The organism is Demequina gelatinilytica (assembly GCF_000971115.1).
GTDB lineage: Bacteria > Actinomycetota > Actinomycetes > Actinomycetales > Demequinaceae > Demequina > Demequina gelatinilytica.
This window is the reverse complement of record NZ_BBLV01000003.1, coordinates 82,390-100,139: the sequence shown is the minus strand read 5'-3', so window position 1 is coordinate 100,139 and position 17,750 is coordinate 82,390. Positions and strand designations below refer to the sequence as shown.

Genomic DNA, 17,750 nt, shown 5'->3' with positions numbered 1-17,750 from the left:
TCGGGACGGCGGCGAAGCGCTGATATCGGCTCGATATAAGCAGGATCGCGCGCGCCCGCCGGCGTGCGGCGCGCGCCGGTGCGGCTTCCACGAAATCTCTTATATTTCAGAGATATAAGTGTTAGCATCGATCGCATGGAACACGTGGTCGCCGTGATCGTGGACATCGTGCGCTCGCGCGAGCTCGAGGACCGCGCCGCGGGTCAGGCGTCCGTGCTCGAGGCCTTCGCCGCCGCCGAGGAGGACGCCGTGGTGCTGCGGCCGCTCGGCGCGACGGTGGGCGACGAGTTCCAGGGGGTGTACCGCACGCTTGCGGACGCGGTCCGCGTCACCACGCTCGCCTCGCTCGCGCTCCCGGACGGTGTCGAGGTGCGCGCGGGGATCGGCCTCGGCGAGGTGGTCGAGGTCGAGGGCGACATCTCCGACGGCAGCGCGTGGTGGCGTGCGCGCGAGGCGATCGAGGAGGCGCATCGGCGCGAGGATGCGGGTCAGACGGCGGTGCGCGCGTGGTGTGTCGGTGGTCCGGGGGACGATGCAGGCATGACGTCCTCCGTCCTCCTGCTCCGCGACCACGTGCTCGGCCGTATGAAGGCGCGCGAGCGGCGCATCGCCGCGGGCGTGATCCGAGGGGAGCGGCAGGAGGCCATCGCCACGCGCGAGTCGATCAGCCAGGCCGCGGTGTCCCAGTCGGCGCATCGCTCGGGTGCGGTTGCGCTGCGCGAGGCGCTGGAGCAGCTTGCGGGAGGCGCGCGATGACCGCCGCGGTGCTGATCGCGATGATCGCCGGCAGCGAGGCGCTCCGGTGGTTCCTCCGCGGGCGCACGCTGCTCGCATCGTCCGCGGCGTGGCTGCTCATCGTGCTGGTGGCGGCCGGGATCGCTGAGGCCGTGGGCGCGTGGGGCGCGTTCGCGCTGGGCGCGGGCTCGGCGGCGTGGCTGATCCTGCGGTGGCGCTACGGCGCGGACGTCGCGATGGGCTTCCTGGTGGTGGCCGCGGGTCTCCTGGTGCTCGCCGACGGCGGCCCGGACCGCAGCGCCGCGATCATCGCAGGCCTCGGCTCGGCGGTGCTGCTCACGCGCACGGGCAACGAGGTCTGCCGTGACGTGCTCGCGCGGGCGCGCACCGCGCCCGAGGAGGCGGAGGAGGACCCGCCCGGCGTGGCGTCCCATCTGCGGGGCGGACGGTTCATCGGTCCGCTCGAGCGGCTGCTCATCGCGGCGCTCGCGCTCGTCGGGGCGGAGGGTGTGGTGGTGGGCCTCATGGCGGCCAAGGGCATCGGCCGGTTCCCGGAGATCTCGGGCGACCGCGGGCGTGGGTCCACCGCGGAGGAGTTCCTGGTCGGCTCGCTGGTGAGCTGGGCGCTCGCCGGCGCGGCGGCGCTGCTCGTCGCGGTGCTGCGTCCCTGAGCCGTCCGGGCAGGTACGGTGCACCTGCCACAATGGTCCTCGGGCCCTTAGCTCAGTTGGTTAGAGCACTGCGTTTACACCGCAGGTGTCGTCGGTTCGAGTCCGGCAGGGCCCACCAGCATCGTCTGTCGGCTATCCGGCCCGCATCAGCGCCGCTCCGGCCGCGTCGAGCGCGCGCATCGCCGCCGAGTCTGCGTCGGCGTCCGTGATGATCCCCGTGACCTCGGTCAGGGGCAGCACCCCGAACCTCGACGCCGCGCCGATCTTCTCCTCGCTCGCGAGCACATAGGTGTCCGCGCTGCGCGAGGCGAGGGTGCGCTTCATCGCCGCCTCGTCGGCGTCGCCCGTGGTGAGCCCGGCGTCGGCATGGACGCCCGTGACGCCCAGCAGGAACACGTCGGCGCTCACCTCGAGCGCGCCCTCCGCGGCACGTGCGCCGCATGCGACGGCCGAGTGCTTGAACAGCGTGCCGCCGATGACGATGACGTCGGCGCGGTGCTCGAGGAGCGATGCGGCGACCGTGACGGAGTGGGTGATGATCGTGCAGTCGAGGTCCCGCGGCAGCGCCGCGGTCACGGCGAGCGCCGTGGTGCCGCCGTCGAGGATCGCGGTCATGCCGGGGACGATGAGCCGCGCGGCGGCCGCGGCGACGCGGCTCTTGCTGTCGGGGGCGACGCTCGCCCGCGCGGCGTAGTCGACCACCGCAGGGGAGGCCGGGAGCGCGCCGCCGTAGACGCGGACCGCGAGGCCCTCGGCGTCGAGCTCGCGCAGATCGCGTCGGATGGTGTCCTCCGAGACCTCGAGCTCGGCCGCGAGATCCTTCGCGACCACACGCCCGTCGCGCGCGAGGCGATCGAGCAGGAGGTGCCTACGTGCCGCTGCCAGCATTCCGATTCCTTCCGACTTCTTCCCATTCTTGCATGTTTGTGCCTACTCTGCCGTCATGAACACACCGAAGCTCATCCTCATCGCCGGTCCCTATGCTTCAGGCACCGGCGGCGACCCCGCGCTCATGGCGCGCAACCTCGCCCGTCTCGAGGAGGCCGCATGGCCGCTCTTCGAGGCGGGGCATGTCCCGATGATCGGCGAGTGGGTGGCGCTGCCTGTGCTGCGCAGCGCCGGCGCCTCCGGTCCGGACCATCCGCTCGCGGCCGAGGTGATGTACCCGACGGCCGCCCGTCTCATCGCGCACTGCGACGCGGTCCTCAGGCTTCCGGGGGAGTCGCGCGGGGCGGATCAGGACGTCGCGCTCGCGCGCGAACGTGGCATCCCGGTGTACTTCTCGCTCGACGAGGTCCCCGGCTGCGCCGCGCCGCCCCACGCGTGACCGCACCGTCGCCGCGCCGCTGCGCTGCGTCCGGCGGACCAGGCGATACGCTACGGCCAGCCGCCGCGCGGCGGCGTCCTGATCCGAGGGGGGATTCACCACATGCGTGCGAAGATGCCGGTCGCCGTCGCGGCGCTGCTGCTGGTCGCGGGATGCTCGACCAACGCCGAGGACGCGGACGCCGCGGCAACGCCCACGGGCGCTGCCACCGAGGTCGTCGCGACCGTCGAGCCGACCGGCATGGCCACCGCGGACGCCTCCGGGACGGATGACGGCGCGAGCCCCGCACCCGCGGGCGACGAGGACTGGGCCGGCGAGGACTCGCCGGTGCTCGCGATGACCGCCGACGAGCGCGAGGCGCTGATCGACCCGGATCTCTACGCGCGCTTCGAAGGCGCCCTTGCGGACTCGGTCGAGGGCGAGGCGGCAACCGCGGCAGAGGATGCCCTCACCGCGTTCCTCGTGGCCGAAGGGGGCGACCTGACGCGCCTGCAGCGCGAGGTGCTGCTGCTGGCATCCCTCGAGGGCCTCGACCTGGGGATCGCCGCGACGCCCGAGATGGAGGCCGCGGCGCTGACCGGGGCATGGGACACGTGCCGGACCATCGAGGAGGGCACGCCGGTCGAGGACGTGCTCGAGGAGGCCTTCACCGACCTCATGATGGGCGCGGCCTTCAGCGGCCTCGACGAGGACGCCACGGACGCCGAGGTCGAGGCGCAGGTGGGCGTGGCCACGTCGCAGCTCATGGGCACGATGCTGGCGTTCACCGTGTGCCCCGAGCACTCCGACGCCCTCATCACGGGCATCGACGGGATGGACTTCGCGTCGTAGGCACTGCCGCGCGCTAGCCTCGAACCAGCCGTGACACCTGACGAGGGGAGCCGCACGTGTCGTTCGAGCTCGATGAGCACGAGGGCGGTCTGAAGAAGGGCCAGAGGTACGAGGCCTTCGCCAGGCGCGCCGATGGCGCGATGGCAGTGCTCGCCTTCGTCTTCCTGGTCGTGTGGTCGGCGCGCATCGCGTTCCGCGAGCACCTGCCCGGCAGCGTCCGCGCGACGCTGCTCACGATCCAGGGCCTGGTCTGGCTGATCTTCCTCGTGGACCTGCTCATCCGGGTCGCGCTCCACGAGCAGCGGTGGCGGTTCCTGCTCACACACCCGCTCGACGTGGTCGCCGTGATCATCCCCGCGGCGCGGCCGCTGAAGATCCTGTCGGTCTTCGCCTCGGGCACGATGCTCGCGAGCCGCAAGGGCGTGGTGAAGTCGACCCAGGCGGTGGTCATCGCCGTCCTGCTGCTCCTGTGGATCTCCTCGGTGGCGATGCTCGACGCCGAACGGGGCCACGAGGGCGCGCAGATCGTGAACTTCGGCGACTCGATCTGGTGGTCGCTGGTGACGGTCACCACGGTGGGCTACGGCGACTACGCGCCCGTGACGGTCGAGGGACGCATCATCGCCACGCTGCTCATGCTCATCGGCATCGCCCTCATCGGAATCGTGACCGCGACCGTCGCGGCGTGGTTCGTGAGCCTGACGCAGGGCGCCGAGGAGGCCCGCGAGCAGGAGCGTGAGGAGGTGACGCGCACCCAGCTGCTCGAGCGGATCGACGCGCTCGAGGCCAAGCTCGACGGGCTGGTCCAGCCGTCGCAGGGGGTGTCCGGGCTGCCTCATCAGACCGCGCCGCCGGCATCCGATGCGGGGCGCCGACGTGAGCGGTCCGAGCGACCTCCCAACGAGTAGCCTGTCTCCCATGACCTCTGTGGCCGATGTGATGGACGCGCTCGAGAGGCGCTTCCCCCCGGACCTCGCGGAGGACTGGGACGTCAACGGGCTCACCGTGGGCCGGCCCGATGCGGCCGTCACGCGCGCGCTGTTCGCGGTCGATCCGACCATGGCCGTGGTCCAGGAGGCGATCGAGGCGGGCTGCGACCTCGTCGTCACCCATCACCCGCTGCTCCTGCGCGGCGTGACCACGGTCAACGCCGCGACGCCCAAGGGTGCCGTCATCCACGCGCTCATCGAGAACGGCATCGCCCTCTACAACGCGCACACCAACGCGGACCACGCGGGAAGCGGAGTCGCGGAGGCGCTCGCGACGGTGCTCGGTGTCTCCGGCGCGCTGCCGCTCGTCCCGCTCCGGGACGATGCGGAGCAGGGCACCGGTCGCATCGGCCGCCTCGACGCCCCGTTGACGCTGCGCGCCTTCGCCGAGCGCGCGGCCGAGGTGCTCCCGGCCACCGCGCACGGCGTCCGCGTCGCCGGCGACCTCGACGGCGTGGTGCAGACGGTCGCCGTGGTGGGCGGATCGGGCGACTCGTTCCTGGCCGCGGCGCGCGAGGCGGGCGCCGACGTCTACCTCACGGCCGACCTTCGCCACCACCCGACGTCGGATGCTCGGGAGGCCGCCCTCCTGGGCGATGGCAGGCCGTACCTCGTGGACGTGGCACACTACGCATCCGAGTGGACGTGGCTCGAGGCCGCCGCCGAGTACCTCGGCGACGCGACCGGAATCGACACCCTCGTCTCGACCCTCACCACCGACCCCTGGACCGCGCGTTTCTGACGCGCAAGGAGAACACGTGCCCGACGCACCCGCAGCCGACCAGATCCGACTTCTCGACGTGCAGGACCTCGACCTCCGTGCGCAGCAGGCCCGTCACCGCCGCGGTCACCTTCCCGTGATCGTGCAGATCCAGGAGCTCACGGGGCGCCTCACGGACCTCGACGAGGCGCGCGTCGCCTCGAACACCAAGGTCAACGACCTCAAGCGGGCGGTCCAGAAGGCGGAGGACGACGTCCAGACGGTGCGCGACCGCGCCGCGCGCGACACCGCCCGCCTCGAGTCCGGCCAGGGCTCCGCGAAGGACCTTCAGGCGCTGCAGTCGGAGCTCGAGGTGCTCACGCGCCGCAAGGAGGCGCTCGAGGACATCGAGCTCGAGGCCATGGACGCGCTCGAGACCGCCGAGCAGGAGCTCGCCTCCGCCAAGGAGCAGGTCGACGCCATCGGCGCGCAGATCGAGGAGCTCACGGCCGAGCGCGACGTGGCGTGGGGCGAGGTCGACGCAGAGCTCGCGACCATCGCCGAGGAGCGTGCGGCGACGGTCGCGGGCCTCGACGCGGGCCTGATCGCGCTCTACGAGAAGCTGCGCGACGCCCAGGGCGGCATCGGTGCGGCGGCGCTCGCGCACGGCCAGTGCCTCGGGTGCCGCACCCAGCTCAACCCCGGTGACCTGCGTGCGATCGAGGGCCGCCCGGCCGATGCGATCGTGCGTTGCGAGGAGTGCGGCCGCATCCTGGTGCGGGGCGCGAAGAAGTGAGCGACGCCCAGGTCGAGCCCGCGGTGCCGCACCACGGCCACCGCTACGACGACGGCACCGACCTGGGCGCCGATGCGGGGTCCGCCACCCCGGCCCCCGCCCCGAACGCGCGCGTCCAGTCCCCGTTCTCGCCGGACGAGGAGGACCTGGTCGCACCGCTGTTCGTGGTGCTGGTCCGTCACGGCGTCACCGAGATGACCACCTCCCGTCGCATGTCCGGCGGGGGGGTGCCGGGGCCGCGGCTGAGCTCCGCGGGACGCGTCCAGGCCGCCAAGGCGGCGGACCTGGTCTACGGCATCGGCCGTCGCACGTGGACGCACCTGCCGCACGTGACGCGGGTGCTGGCCTCGCCCATCGTCCGGACGCAGGAGACCGCGACGGCGATCGGCCGCCGCATCGGTGCGCACGTCGAGACCGAGGACAGGCTGCGCGAGGTCGACTTCGGCGCGTGGGAGGGGCTGACGGTCGCAGAGATCGTCGAGCGGGACGGCGATGCGATCCACGCGTGGCGGCGTGCCGACGGTGTCGCGCCGGGCGGCGAGTCGATCCCCCAGGTAGGTGAGCGGGCGTTCTCCGCGGTCGCGGACCTGGCGCGGGCGCATGCCTCGGACTGCATGGGCGGCCGGGACGTCCCCCGTGCCGTCGCGATGGTGTCGCACGCGGTCGCCATCAAGTCGACCGTCGGGGTGGCGCTGGGCATGCCCGCATCCCACTGGGGCGCGATCTGGCCGTCGCCGGCCTCGACCACCATCCTCCAGGTGCGTCCGCGCAAGGACGGATCGATCGCGGAGACCCACCTGCTCTGCCTGGGCGTCCCGGTCGAGTAGCGCTACGCCTGGGCCGCAGCGGTCTGGTCGGCGCGGGATGCCTCGACCATCTCGGCGAGCTCGGTGGCGGAGGTGTGCGCACCGAACGCCGGCGTGCCCGGCTGAAGGTGACGGCCCTCGCCGAGCCCGCCGATCGTGACCGGGTCGAAGCCGAGCGAGTCGATGAGCGCGGCGACCTCGGCCGCCGCCGCATCGTCGTCGCCGGCGAGCGCGATCGCGCGGCGGTCGGGGGCGCCCGCGGGCCGCGGGCGCTCGTCGAGGTCGTGGTAGCCCATGTGGTTGAACGCCTTGACGACGCGAGCGCCTGCGAGGTGGCGGGCGACGATCTCCGAGGAGGTGGTGGCCGGGTCCGTGAGGTCGTCGCGGACGCCGTCGACCTCCCACCAGTAGTTCATCGCGTCGACCACGATCCTGCCGTCGAGGCTCGCCGCATCGAGCGTGGCGTGCTTGCCGAGGGGCAGGGCGAGGATCACGATGTCCGCCTGGGCCGCGACCGCGGGCGCCGCCTCGACGCGCGCGCCGGGCGCGAGCACGTCGACGATGAGCGCGATGCGCGACGGATCGCCCGAGCCCGCCACCACCGCATCGTGACCTGCCGCGACCGCGAGCCGCGCGAGGACGGTGCCGAGCTTCCCGGCGCCGAGGATCCCGACCGTGCGCCGGCCGCTCACGCGGTCGCCCCGTCCGCGAGGATCTCCCTCACGCGCGGGATGACCGCGGTGCCGAGGAGCTCGACGGCGCGCAGGCGCGACGACGCGGGCATGGCGCCGCCGCCGGTGTAGACGAGGTCGAAGCGTCCGACGTCGAGCGCGCCGATCGCGGCCGCCATCTTCGCCGCGACGGTCTCGGGCGCGCCGACGTAGAGCGATCCGAAGTCGATCTCGTCGTCGTACTGCGCGCGCGTCATCGGGGGCCAGCCGCGCTCGGCGCCGATGCGGTCGCGCATCGCCTTGTAACCGGGGAAGTAGGACTCGCGCGCCTCCTCGTCGGTGGGGGCGATGAAGCCGTGGCTGTGCATGCCGACGGGGTGCGCCGTGGTGCCGAGCTGTGCGGCCGCACGCCGGTACAGGTCGACGTACGGCGCGAAGCGGCCGGGGTCCCCGCCGATGATCGCCAGCATGAGCCGGAGGCCGTAGCGGGCGGTGCGGATCACGGACTCCGGGGAACCTCCGACGCCGACCCACGTGGTGAGGCTGCCCGAGTCGGTCTTGGGGTACACGTCGGCCTGGTGAAGCGCGGGTCGCGTGGTGCCCTCCCAGGTGACGGGTCGCTCGGTGAGCAGCTGGGCGAACAGCGCGAGCTTCTCCTCGAACAGCACCTCGTAGTCGGCGAGGTCGAAGCCGAACAGGGGGAAGGACTCCGTGAACGAGCCCCGGCCCAGGATCACCTCCGCGCGTCCGTTCGAGACGGCGTCGAGCGTGGAGAAGCGCTGGAACACCCGCACCGGGTCGTCCGAGGACAGGACCGTGACCGCGGAGCCGAGGGAGAGGCGTTCGGTGCGGGAAGCGATCGCCGCGAGCACCATCTCGGGGGAGGAGATCGCGAAGTCGGGGCGGTGGTGCTCACCGAGCGCGACGGCGTCGATCCCGATCTGGTCGGCGAGCGCTGCCTCGTCCACCACCTGGCGCAGCGCGGCCGCATGGGACATCGGCTCGCCGGTGTCGTGCAGCGGCAGGTCGCCGAAGGTCTCGATGCCGAACTGGACGTCGGTGGGGTTCACGGGAGGCTCCTGAGAGGCGGGTTGTTGAGGCGTCAACTACTGAGCGTATCCGGTCGTCCTGGCATTCCCGTGCGGCACCACGGTCCCGCCGGGGTCGCGCTCCCGTGCGAGCGGCCCGGAGATGGGACCCGCGGGCCCTCAGGCGTCGCGTGCGAGCTGCTTGCGCAGGTAGCGGCGGTCGTCGTTGGCGTAGGCGTAGTACCAGCCGATCAGCAGCCCGCCGCCGACGAAGTTGCCCACCAGCGCGATCGCGAGGTTCCCGAACGCCGGCCCCCAGTCGAGCCCGCCCTGGAGCGCGGCGACCGTGAAGGCCACCGTGTTGGCCACCGAGTGCTCGAAGCCCACGAACGCGAAGACGAACACGCTCATGATCATCGCGATCGCCTTGGTGAGGTCGTCCTTGATCATGCCGTTGTAGACCAGGATCATCGCGAGGTTGATCATGAAGTTGCACAGGATCGCGCGCACGAAGAGGTCGCCCCACCCGGCTGCCCCCTCGGACAGGTAGGCGAGCTTGTGCTCGATGGTCGCGTCGAACTGCTCGCCCGCACCGCCGTCGAGGATGCTCGAGAAGTGCACGAGCACGGCGATCGCCAGGCCGCCGATGAAGTTGCCCAGGTAGCACATCGCGAGGATGCGCAGCCCCCGGAGCGCGCTGACACGGCGGTGGTACCAGCCGACCGTGACGACCATCATGTTCGAGGTCAGCAGCTCGGACTTCGAGTAGTAGATGAACACGAGCGCGAACCCGAAGATGAGAGCGCCCAGGATCTTGCCGATGCTGGTGAGGGTGCCGTCGCTCGCGCTCGCGAAGGCCGCGACCACGGCGAAGTTGGTGAGGTACATCAGACCGATGATCACGCCGGCCATCGCGGCACGCATGAGGTAGACGCGGGCGAGTCCGCCGCTCATGGTGGTCTTGGTCTCCAGCGCGTCCAGGACCGTCGAGATGAACTGCTTGCCTGGGAACAGTGCGCTCTGATCGCTCATGCGCCAAGCCTGCCACGCCGAGCAGCGTTCTACCTGGGACCCGCGCGCCGTGCGCTTGCGAGAGCGCCGACCTCGGCGGCGAAGCGCGTGCCGATGAGTTCGTGCGTCGGTGCGTCCGGGTGCAGCCGATCGGGAAGCGGGTGAGCCGCCTCGTCCTCGGGTCCGTACAGAGCGGTCCCGTCGACCCATCGCAGGTGGGGGTCGTCGTCGCGGCGGGCGGCCACGTCGGTGAGCGCGGCCCGGATGGTCTCCAGCGTGAGCCGACCCTGCGCGACGTCCGCGGGGTCGCCGGTGGCGATGAAGCGCACCTGCTCGGTGCCGAGGGAGCGGGGATCGAAGGCGCCTGGTCCGGGGGTGCGCTCATGGATCCCGCAATGGAGCGGGGTCACCAGCAGGAGCGGCGTGTCGGGGTGGCCGTCGCGAATGGTGTCGAGGAAGCCGTGGACGGCAGGGACGAACGCGCGCATCCGCATCGCATCGGCGTTGACCACGTTGATGCCGAGCTTGACGCTGATGACGTCGGCCGGGGAGTCGCGGATCACTCGCGCGACGGCGGCGTCCACCATCGCCGCCCCACCGAAGCCGAGGTTGCGCAGGTCGAGGCCTGCGGCCCGTGCCGCCACCGCCGTCCAGGTCCGGCTGGGTGCGAGCGCGGCCGAGCCCTGGCTGATCGAGCTGCCGTGGTGGATCCAGAGGGGCGCCGCCGAGGGCGCCGGCTGGACCGGCGCATCGGTCCTCAGCGCCACGAGCGTCACCGCCTCGTTGTGGGGGAGCCAGAGCTCGATCCGCTTGTCGGCGTCTGCCAGTCCGGTGAGGGTGGTGGTGTGGGTCCGCCCTGCGTATGCAGCGGTGGCTCCTGTGGCGAGGTCGACCTCGACGCGATCGCCCTCGGTGAGGGCGTCGCTGGCGATCGGCACGCCGTCGACGTAGGCGTCGACGCGTCCGCGCGGCCGCTCCGCGCCCACGTAGACGGCGCGCGAGGTGAGCGTCTCGAGCTCGACGCGTGTGGCCGAGGTGCGGAAGACGACGCGCGCTCCCGCGGGCTGGGCCTCCATGGACAGGAGCTGCGGATCGGGAAGCTGGCGCCTGGCCCATGCGGGGAGACGGTGCAGGCGTAGGCCGCGGTCCGTCGGCTCGAGCTCGGCGACGCCCCGGACGATGGCCTCGGACAGGGGGGTGGTGATCATGCGGATGGTCCTTCCTGGGGCCAGGTGCTGAGGGCGCGGTCGAGCGCGTCGATGGCAGCGGCCCACGAGGAGCCGACGTCCTGGGGACGATGCGCGAAGGCCTTCGCGTCGGTGAGCGCGACGAAGCCGGTGATGGTCGCGCTCACCAGGCGCACGGCGTCGACCACCGCGCTCGCCGGCAGCGGATACCCGCGCACCACGCCCGAGATGAGCGCGGCGACCAGCGCTGCCTCCGACGACCGAGCGGTCGCCTCGGAGGAGGGGCGCTGCAGTGCAGTCCATGCGCCCGGGTGCTCCGTCGCAAAGCGGCGGTGGGTGTCTGCGAGAGCCGCGAGCGCATCGCGCCCCGACCGGCCGGCGAGCTCGGTCGCGAGGCGTGATCCGAGCTCGCCGAGTGCGCTCTGGTGCACGCCCGCGAGGAGCGCGTCCCGATCCCGCACGTGCGCGTACAGGCTGGCGGGGCGGACGCCGAGAGATCGGGCGACGGCGGAGACGGTGACCGCGTCGTACGACTCGCGGTCTGCGAGAAGCATGGCCTCATGGATCACCGCGGCGGCGGTCAGGTGGGCGCGTGGCATCGTGTCAGTCTACGTCATATACGCATTTACCTACGACCTATAGAAAAGTTGCAGGGGCCAGCGGTGCGGAAGCCTGCGGGTCGCGCCGGACGTTGCACTGGAGGATCCTGAGACGAGGAGTGATGATGACCGCCGCACCCAAGCCGCCGTCCAGCTACGAGGACCCCATCGTGGCCCGCCACTCGCTCGATGGGAAGCGCGTGCTCGTGGTCGGCGGGTCCTCGGGGTTCGGCCGGCAGGTGGCGCTCGACGCGGCGATCTCCGGTGCGGACGTCATCGTGGTCGGTCGCGACAGCGCCAAGGCGCATGCGACCTCGCAGGAGGCCGGGGCGCTCGCGCACGGCAAGGCGAGCGCGTTGGCGATCGACGTCGGTGACGAGCGCGGCCGCACCGCCCTGGTCGAGGCCGTCGGGATGGTCGACCACGTGGTGTCGACCCTGGGCGGCAGGCTCGCCGATGACACCCCCGAGGTCGACGACGAGGCGTTCCGACAGGTGGCGGCGCGCAAGGTCGAGGAGAACCGCCTGCTCATGGAGGTGCTGTCGCACAGCGTCCGGGACGGAGGGTCGTTCGTGCTCACGGCGGGGTCGACGCGGCGACCCGGCGAGCACGACGGTGTCGCGGCGGTGGCCGGCAACGCGGAGATCGAGGACCTGGTGCGGGAGAAGGCGGTGCTGCTCGCGCCGCGCCTGCGCGTCAACGCGGTCGCGCCCACGTGGACGCAGACGCCGTTGTGGCGCCATCACTCCGACGCGGACGTGGTCGCGATGCGCACGGAGATGGAGTCGCGCATCCCGCTGGGCCGCACCGCGGACATCCGTGAGGTCGCCCGCGCCTACCTGTTCCTCATGACGAGCACGTTCATCACGGGCCAGACCATCGCGGTGGACGGCGGATACTCGCTCACCTGAGCGACACGATGAGCTGACCGAGCCGCTCGATGCCCTCGATGATCGCCTCGCGCGACACGGCGTAGGACAGCCGCACGTGGGTGTCCGCATGAGTCGCGCCGAAGTCGCGTCCCGGCGTGATCGCGACGCGGGCCTCGCGCAGGGCACGGTCCGCGAAGGTCCACGCGTCGAGGCCCGTCGAGGAGACGTCCGCGAACGCGTAGAACGCGCCGTCGGGAGGGCAAGCCACGGGGAGGCCGATGCGCGCGAGGCCGTCGAGCATGAGCGTGCGCCGCTCGAGCAGCTCGAGGCGCCGCTCCTCGGCCTCGGCGAGCGAGCCCGGGGTGAAGCACGCGAGCGCGGCATGCTGCACGGGAGCGGACGGGCTGAGGAACATGTTCGTCGCGAGCCGCTCGACAGGGTCGACCAGCGCCTCGGGCAGCACGCACCAGCCCAGGCGCCACCCCGTCATGCCGAAGGACTTGGAGAACGAGTTGACCACGATCGCGTCGGGGTCCCACGCGAGCACGCTGCGGGGCCGCCGGCCCTTCCTGTCGACGTCCGCGAGGTCCAGGTAGATCTCGTCGACGATGCGCCACGCGCCGCGCTCGCGTGCGACGGCGCAGACGGCCGCGAGCGTCTCCGCGGACAGCGACGTCCCCGTCGGGTTCGAGGGCGAGGCGATCATCACTGCGCGCGTCCCCGGCGTCCAGGCGTCCCGCACCAGGTCCTCGGTGAGCTGGAACCGGGTCTGCGGCGACGTCGGGACGGTGACGGGGTTGCCGCCGAAGGTCGTGACGATCTGCCGGTTGCACGGGTAGGACGGGTCGGCCATGAGCACGTCGGTCCCGGGGTCCACGGTCGCGGCGACCGCGAGGTCGAGCGCCGCGGAGCCGCCCATGGTCACCGCGATGCGCGCGGGATCGACATCGACCCCGTGGCGCATCCGGTAGAACCAGGACAGCCGCTCGCGCAGCGCCCGTGTGCCGAGCGCCGACGTGTAGGGGAGCGGACGCCCGTCCATGGCGTCGACCATCGCAAGCCGCACCGCCGCCGGAGCGCCGAAGTCCGGCTCGCCGAGGTTGAGGCGGACCACGCGATGGCCCGACCGCTCGAGCCCGGCGGCGATGTCGCCGAACGCCATCGCGTGGAAGGGCTCGACGGCCTCGGCTCGCTGCGAGAGCTGCATGGTGGCTCCTCTCCAGGGTTCGAGGCTAGCCCGCGATCACGAGCGTGACCTCGTCCGGACCCTTCGTCTTGGGGGTGAGGGCGACGTCGACGAGCGCGTCGCCGATCATCCCTGCCGCGGCGTCGGCGAGGTCCTGCGCGGACCCGGGCCGCGCATCGTCCCTCACGAGGTGGGCCGCGAGGAGGCCGCGCGTGTGCTTGGCCATATGGCTCACCACGGCACGCCTGCCGTCGAGCTCGCGCTGGACGCTCACGCTCACCCAGGCGGCGTCGGCGGGCTTGTACGCGGCGACGTAGGACGCGCTGCGGCAGTCGATCACCAGCCCGCCGTCGGCGAGGCCGTCGAGCTCGGCGGGCAGGTGCTTCTTCCAGTACGTGGCGAGGCCGCCGAGGCGGCCCAGGGTGGTGCCCATGCTGAGGCGGTAGGCAGGGATGCGGTCGGCGGGGGACACGGCGCCCCACAGCGCGGAGACGATGCGCACGCTGGCCGCGGCCTTGTCGAGCGTGGCGGCGTCCCACTCCGCCATGCCTGCGGCGTCGTAGAGGACGCCGGTGTACACCTGGCCGGCGGGGGCGCTGGCGTTGTCCCAGACGGTGCGGTTGCGCTCGACCTCCGCGGTGAGCGACGCGCCCACGCCGAGGACGTCCATCGCGTTGCGCTGGCCGCTGACCTTCGCGAGAGCGTCGCCCACGCGCCGGCGGTGGTCCGCGAGGCCCGGGTGGGAGAGCGCGTCCAGGTCGACGGGAGCACCGGACGGGGGAGCGGTCTTGCCCTCGGAGGGCGGGAGCAGGATCAGCACGGGACAAGGGTAGGGGGTATGCGGCGTCGGTCCCCCCGACGGAGGTCGCGGGTCGGGCGTACGGGCGGCCGCGGGCCCTCGGCGTCGGAGGGATCGGCATAGTGTGGAGAGGTGGACGCATGGCCACTGATCGCGGCCGCGGTGTGGGTCGGCACCGGGCTCATCACCGGTGCGTGGATGGTGCGCCGGGGTCACGACCGACGCTGGTTCGTCGTCGCGATCGCGCTGGGGCCGCTGTTCGTGCCGATGGCGCTCGAGCGGGTCGAGCGCACGCCCCGCGTCGCAGATGCGTCACCGGACGGCCCGCCTGCCTCGCGCGATGCGAGCCCAGGGCTCCGGGTGCTCGTGGGCGTCGACGGATCCCCGGAGGCGGAGCGCGCCCTCGAGGTCGTGATGGCGGTGATGGGCGACCGATGCGGGCAGGTGGTCCTCGCCGAGGTGGTGGGATACGACGCCACCGAACCGGAGGAGCCCGAGGCGATGGAGACGGCGTCCGCGCACCTCGAGCGCGCGCGGGGCCTCGCGCCGGGCGCCCCGGTCAACGTGGAGGTGCTCGCCGGTCCGCCAGGCGAGGCGCTGCTGCGGTGCGCGACCGACAACGACGTCGACCTGGTGGTGGTCGGGCGGCGGGGGCACGGGCTCTCCCGGCGCGTGCTCGGGACCGTCTCCGATCACCTGGTGCACCACAGCGACGCACCGGTGCTCGTGGTGGAGCCCCGTCATGGCGTGGGCCGCGCGGCAACCGGGCCGCGCGAGCAGTAGCCCGGGTCCCCACGGAGGTCCGGCATGGTGGCAGGGTGGGGCGAGGCGCACCACGGGATCGCGGCGCAGGACGTGCTCGCGCTCCTCGAGGCGGACCGCGACCGCGGGCTCGGCGAGGACGAGGCCGCGCGTCGGCTCGGGGCCTTCGGACGCAACGCGCTGCCCGACGCGCCCGGGCCCGGCGTGGTCATGCGCATCCTGCTGCAGTTCCACCACCCGCTGGTCTACGTGCTGCTGGCCGCCGCAGCGATCACGCTGCTCCTGGGAGAGGTCGTCGACTGCGCCGTGATCATGGGGGTGGTGCTTGTCAATGCGGCGGTCGGGTTCGTGCAGGAGCGCAAGGCGGAGGCCGCGCTGCAGGGGCTCAGGTCGATGGTGCGCACGCGCGCGCGGGTGGTGCGCGACGGCGCTGCGGAGCTGATCGACTCCGAGGAGGTGGTCCCCGGCGACCTCGTGCTGCTCGAGGCGGGGGATCGCGCGGCCGCGGACCTGCGCATCGTGCGCTGCGCCGAGCTCGCGATGGACGAGTCGGCGTTGACGGGCGAGTCCGTGCCCGCGCAGAAAGAGGACCTCACGCTGCCGGTCGAGACGATCGTCGCGGACCGCCGCAACATGATCTTCGCGGGCACGCTCGTCACCGCCGGCACCGGCACCGGCGTGGTGGTCGCGACCGGGGAGCACACCGAGCTGGGGGAGATCCACCGGCTGGTCGGCGCCGGCGAGCTGCTCGCGACGCCGCTCACCAGGAAGCTCGCCCGCTTCAGCCGCGACCTCACGGTGGTGATCCTCGCGCTCGCGGCCGCGACGTTCGGCGCGGGTTGGCTGCATGGCCAGGACCTGGGCGACACCTTCACCGCGGCCGTCGCGCTCGCGGTCGGCGCCATCCCGGAAGGGCTGCCCGCGGCGATCACCATCGTCATGGCGATCGGTGTGACGCGCATGGCCCGGCGCGGGGCGGTCATCCGGCGGCTGCCCGCGGCGGAGACGCTCGGCAGCACCACCGTGATCTGCTCGGACAAGACGGGCACCCTCACCGAGAACCAGATGACGGTCCACGCGATCTGGGTGCCGGAGATCGGAGAGCTCGCGGTGAGCGGCGCGGGGTACGCCGCGGACCGCGGCTCCATCGAGGTCGCCGGAGGGCTCGAGGCGCACCTGGGCAGGGACGGCGCGCTGCGGTGGTCGATCCTGGTGGCTGCCGCGTGCAACGACGCCGGCCTCCACGAGGAGGAGGGGCGGTGGAGCGCGGTGGGCGACCCCACGGAGGCCGCGCTGCTGGTGGTCGCGGCCAAGGCCGGTCTTCACCAGCGCCATGTCAAGGAGCGCTATCCGCGGGTGGCGACCATCGCATTCGACTCGCGCCGGCAGTACATGGCGACCCTCCACGTGGCCGCGGAGCGCGACGCGAGTCACGTCGTGCTCGCCAAGGGGGCCGCGGAGCGCATCGTCTCGCTGTGCGCAGCCCAGCTGGAGCCGGACGGCACGCTGGCCGCGCTGGACACCGACGCGATCGAGGCGGCCGTCGCGAGCCTCAGCCAGCGGGGCCTGCGCGTGCTCGCCACCGCGGTGCTCACGGACGTCGCGCCCTCGCGCTTCAGCGAGGAGGCGCTCGAGGGGAGTCTGGTCTTCACCGGCCTGCACGGCATGTGGGACCCGCCCCGCGTCGCGGCGGTCGACGCCGTGCGCGCGTGCCGTACCGCCGGCATCGACGTCAAGATGATCACGGGCGACCACGCGGAGACCGCGTGGGCGGTCGCCAGGCGGGTCGGTCTGGTGGACGATGCGCAGGACGGGGATGCCGTGCTCACCGGACCGGAGCTCGCGCGGCTCGACCCGGACTCGCGCGGGGACGCCGTCGCGCGGGCCACCGTGCTCGCGCGCGTCTCACCGGAGCAGAAGCTGCGCCTGGTCGAGTCGCTCCAGGCCCGCGGACACGTGGTGGCGATGACCGGCGACGGCGTCAACGATGCGCCGGCCCTGCGCCATGCGGATATCGGCATCGCCATGGGGCGCATCGGCACCGAGGTCGCGAAGGACGCCGCAGACGTGGTCCTCACGGACGACAACTTCGCGACCATCGAGGCGGCCGTCGAGGAGGGGCGCGGGATCTTCGACAACCTCACCAAGTTCATCACGTGGACGCTTCCCACCAACCTGGCCGAGGGGCTGGTGATCCTCATCGCGATCCTGCTGGGGACAGCGCTGCCGATCCAGCCCACCCAGATCCTCTGGATCAACATGACCACGGCCGTCGCGCTCGGCCTCATGCTCGCCTTCGAGCCCAAGGAACGCGGCATCATGACGCGTCCCCCGCGGGACCCGCGCCAGGCGCTCCTCACGCCCACGCTGATGGCCCGCATCGTCCTGGTGTCCGCCATCCTGGTCGGCGGCTCCTGGTGGCTGTTCGAGTGGGAGGTGGCCAACGGTGCAAGCCTCGCGGAGGCGAGGACCGTGGCAGCCAACCTGTTCGTCGCGGTCGAGGCCTTCTACCTGCTCAACTGCCGCTCGCTTGAGGGGTCCGTGTGGCGCATCGGCCTGCTGTCGAACCCGTGGGTGGTGGTCGGCATCGCGGTTCAGGCGTGCGCGCAGGCGCTGTTCACGTACCTTCCGGTCATGAACCGGGTGTTCGGGACGGTGCCGATCGGAGGGGAGGCGTGGGTCCGGATCCTCGCGGTGGGGGCGCTCGCGAGCCTGGTGGTGGGCGCGGAGAAGTGGATCAGGGCGCGTGCGCGGCGGGCCGCGCCGCCGGTACCCTAGGA

At 72.5% G+C, this 17,750-nt stretch carries 19 protein-coding genes and 1 tRNA gene; 12 read left to right on the top strand and 8 right to left on the bottom strand.

Going from position 1 to position 17,750, the window contains the following annotated elements:
* The first annotated feature begins 135 nt into the window (after positions 1-135).
* The 3 genes from AOM00_RS03055 to AOM00_RS03045 all read left to right on the top strand — a co-directional run bounded on the left by AOM00_RS03055 (position 136) and on the right by AOM00_RS03045 (position 1,524).
* A complete protein-coding gene (locus AOM00_RS03055; protein WP_062516403.1) occupies positions 136-756 on the top strand; it encodes a SatD family protein in 621 nt (206 codons plus the stop codon).
* Entirely contained in the window at positions 753-1,406 is a 654-nt protein-coding gene (locus AOM00_RS03050) for a hypothetical protein (RefSeq protein WP_062516402.1), read from the top strand. Before AOM00_RS03055 ends, AOM00_RS03050 begins: the two co-directional genes overlap by 4 nt.
* A 41-nt stretch (positions 1,407-1,447) precedes the next feature.
* Positions 1,448-1,524: transfer RNA gene (locus tag AOM00_RS03045), tRNA-Val, on the top strand.
* A 14-nt stretch (positions 1,525-1,538) separates the two neighbouring features.
* On the opposite strand, the gene AOM00_RS03040 is transcribed toward AOM00_RS03045, so the two are convergent.
* Positions 1,539-2,294 carry a DeoR/GlpR family DNA-binding transcription regulator gene (locus AOM00_RS03040; protein ID WP_062516401.1) on the bottom strand — a complete coding sequence of 252 codons (756 nt, stop codon included), beginning with the start codon at positions 2,292-2,294 and terminating at the stop codon, positions 1,539-1,541.
* A gap of 55 nt (positions 2,295-2,349) precedes the next feature.
* On the opposite strand from AOM00_RS03040, the gene AOM00_RS03035 reads away from it, so the two are divergent.
* The 6 genes from AOM00_RS03035 to AOM00_RS03010 all read left to right on the top strand — a co-directional run bounded on the left by AOM00_RS03035 (position 2,350) and on the right by AOM00_RS03010 (position 6,876).
* Complete coding sequence (locus AOM00_RS03035; RefSeq protein ID WP_062516400.1) at positions 2,350-2,733, top strand: TIR domain-containing protein; 384 nt, start codon at positions 2,350-2,352, stop codon at positions 2,731-2,733.
* Between the two features lie 102 nt (positions 2,734-2,835).
* Positions 2,836-3,564, top strand: coding sequence for a hypothetical protein (locus AOM00_RS03030; RefSeq protein ID WP_062516399.1), 729 nt, complete (start codon positions 2,836-2,838; stop codon positions 3,562-3,564).
* A gap of 56 nt (positions 3,565-3,620) precedes the next feature.
* Positions 3,621-4,472 carry a potassium channel family protein gene (locus AOM00_RS03025; protein WP_062516398.1) on the top strand — a complete coding sequence of 284 codons (852 nt, stop codon included), beginning with the start codon at positions 3,621-3,623 and terminating at the stop codon, positions 4,470-4,472.
* A gap of 10 nt (positions 4,473-4,482) precedes the next feature.
* Positions 4,483-5,295, top strand: a complete 813-nt coding sequence (locus AOM00_RS15335; protein ID WP_062516397.1) for a Nif3-like dinuclear metal center hexameric protein — start codon at positions 4,483-4,485, stop codon at positions 5,293-5,295.
* 16 nt (positions 5,296-5,311) lie between these two features.
* Positions 5,312-6,049 carry a zinc ribbon domain-containing protein gene (locus tag AOM00_RS03015; protein WP_062516396.1) on the top strand — a complete coding sequence of 246 codons (738 nt, stop codon included), beginning with the start codon at positions 5,312-5,314 and terminating at the stop codon, positions 6,047-6,049.
* Positions 6,046-6,876 carry a histidine phosphatase family protein gene (locus tag AOM00_RS03010; protein WP_062516395.1) on the top strand — a complete coding sequence of 277 codons (831 nt, stop codon included), beginning with the start codon at positions 6,046-6,048 and terminating at the stop codon, positions 6,874-6,876. The genes AOM00_RS03015 and AOM00_RS03010 overlap by 4 nt, the downstream gene beginning before the upstream one ends.
* 2 nt (positions 6,877-6,878) lie before the next feature.
* Here AOM00_RS03010 and AOM00_RS03005 read toward each other — a convergent pair whose 3' ends face one another.
* The 5 genes from AOM00_RS03005 to AOM00_RS02985 all read right to left on the bottom strand — a co-directional run bounded on the left by AOM00_RS03005 (position 6,879) and on the right by AOM00_RS02985 (position 11,351).
* Positions 6,879-7,547, bottom strand: a complete 669-nt coding sequence (locus tag AOM00_RS03005; RefSeq protein WP_062516394.1) for an NADPH-dependent F420 reductase — start codon at positions 7,545-7,547, stop codon at positions 6,879-6,881.
* A complete protein-coding gene (locus AOM00_RS03000; RefSeq protein ID WP_062516393.1) occupies positions 7,544-8,596 on the bottom strand; it encodes an LLM class flavin-dependent oxidoreductase in 1,053 nt (350 codons plus the stop codon). The genes AOM00_RS03005 and AOM00_RS03000 overlap by 4 nt, the downstream gene beginning before the upstream one ends.
* 138 nt (positions 8,597-8,734) lie before the next feature.
* The gene (locus AOM00_RS02995) at positions 8,735-9,586 is read right to left on the bottom strand and encodes a formate/nitrite transporter family protein (protein ID WP_062516392.1); all 852 of its coding nucleotides are present in this window, start codon (positions 9,584-9,586) and stop codon (positions 8,735-8,737) included.
* Positions 9,587-9,615: 29 nt separating this feature from the next.
* Entirely contained in the window at positions 9,616-10,773 is a 1,158-nt protein-coding gene (locus AOM00_RS02990) for an SGNH/GDSL hydrolase family protein (RefSeq protein WP_062516391.1), read from the bottom strand.
* Complete coding sequence (locus tag AOM00_RS02985; protein WP_062516390.1) at positions 10,770-11,351, bottom strand: TetR/AcrR family transcriptional regulator; 582 nt, start codon at positions 11,349-11,351, stop codon at positions 10,770-10,772. The genes AOM00_RS02990 and AOM00_RS02985 overlap by 4 nt, the downstream gene beginning before the upstream one ends.
* Before the next feature lie 125 nt (positions 11,352-11,476).
* On the opposite strand from AOM00_RS02985, the gene AOM00_RS02980 reads away from it, so the two are divergent.
* Positions 11,477-12,262: an SDR family NAD(P)-dependent oxidoreductase gene (locus AOM00_RS02980; RefSeq protein ID WP_062516389.1), complete on the top strand. Its 786-nt coding sequence runs from the start codon at positions 11,477-11,479 to the stop codon at positions 12,260-12,262.
* Here the strand turns inward: AOM00_RS02980 and AOM00_RS02975 are convergent.
* Together AOM00_RS02975 and AOM00_RS02970 are read right to left on the bottom strand one after the other, a co-directional pair.
* Positions 12,255-13,430 (bottom strand): aminotransferase class I/II-fold pyridoxal phosphate-dependent enzyme, encoded by a 1,176-nt coding sequence (locus AOM00_RS02975; protein ID WP_062516388.1) that lies wholly within the window; start codon positions 13,428-13,430, stop codon positions 12,255-12,257. The genes AOM00_RS02980 and AOM00_RS02975 overlap by 8 nt on opposite strands.
* A gap of 25 nt (positions 13,431-13,455) precedes the next feature.
* Complete coding sequence (locus AOM00_RS02970; protein ID WP_062516387.1) at positions 13,456-14,229, bottom strand: YaaA family protein; 774 nt, start codon at positions 14,227-14,229, stop codon at positions 13,456-13,458.
* Between the two features lie 111 nt (positions 14,230-14,340).
* On the opposite strand from AOM00_RS02970, the gene AOM00_RS02965 reads away from it, so the two are divergent.
* Positions 14,341-14,991 (top strand): universal stress protein, encoded by a 651-nt coding sequence (locus AOM00_RS02965; protein ID WP_062516386.1) that lies wholly within the window; start codon positions 14,341-14,343, stop codon positions 14,989-14,991.
* 24 nt (positions 14,992-15,015) lie between these two features.
* Positions 15,016-17,748, top strand: coding sequence for an HAD-IC family P-type ATPase (locus tag AOM00_RS02960; protein WP_062516385.1), 2,733 nt, complete (start codon positions 15,016-15,018; stop codon positions 17,746-17,748).
* Positions 17,749-17,750 lie beyond the last annotated feature (2 nt).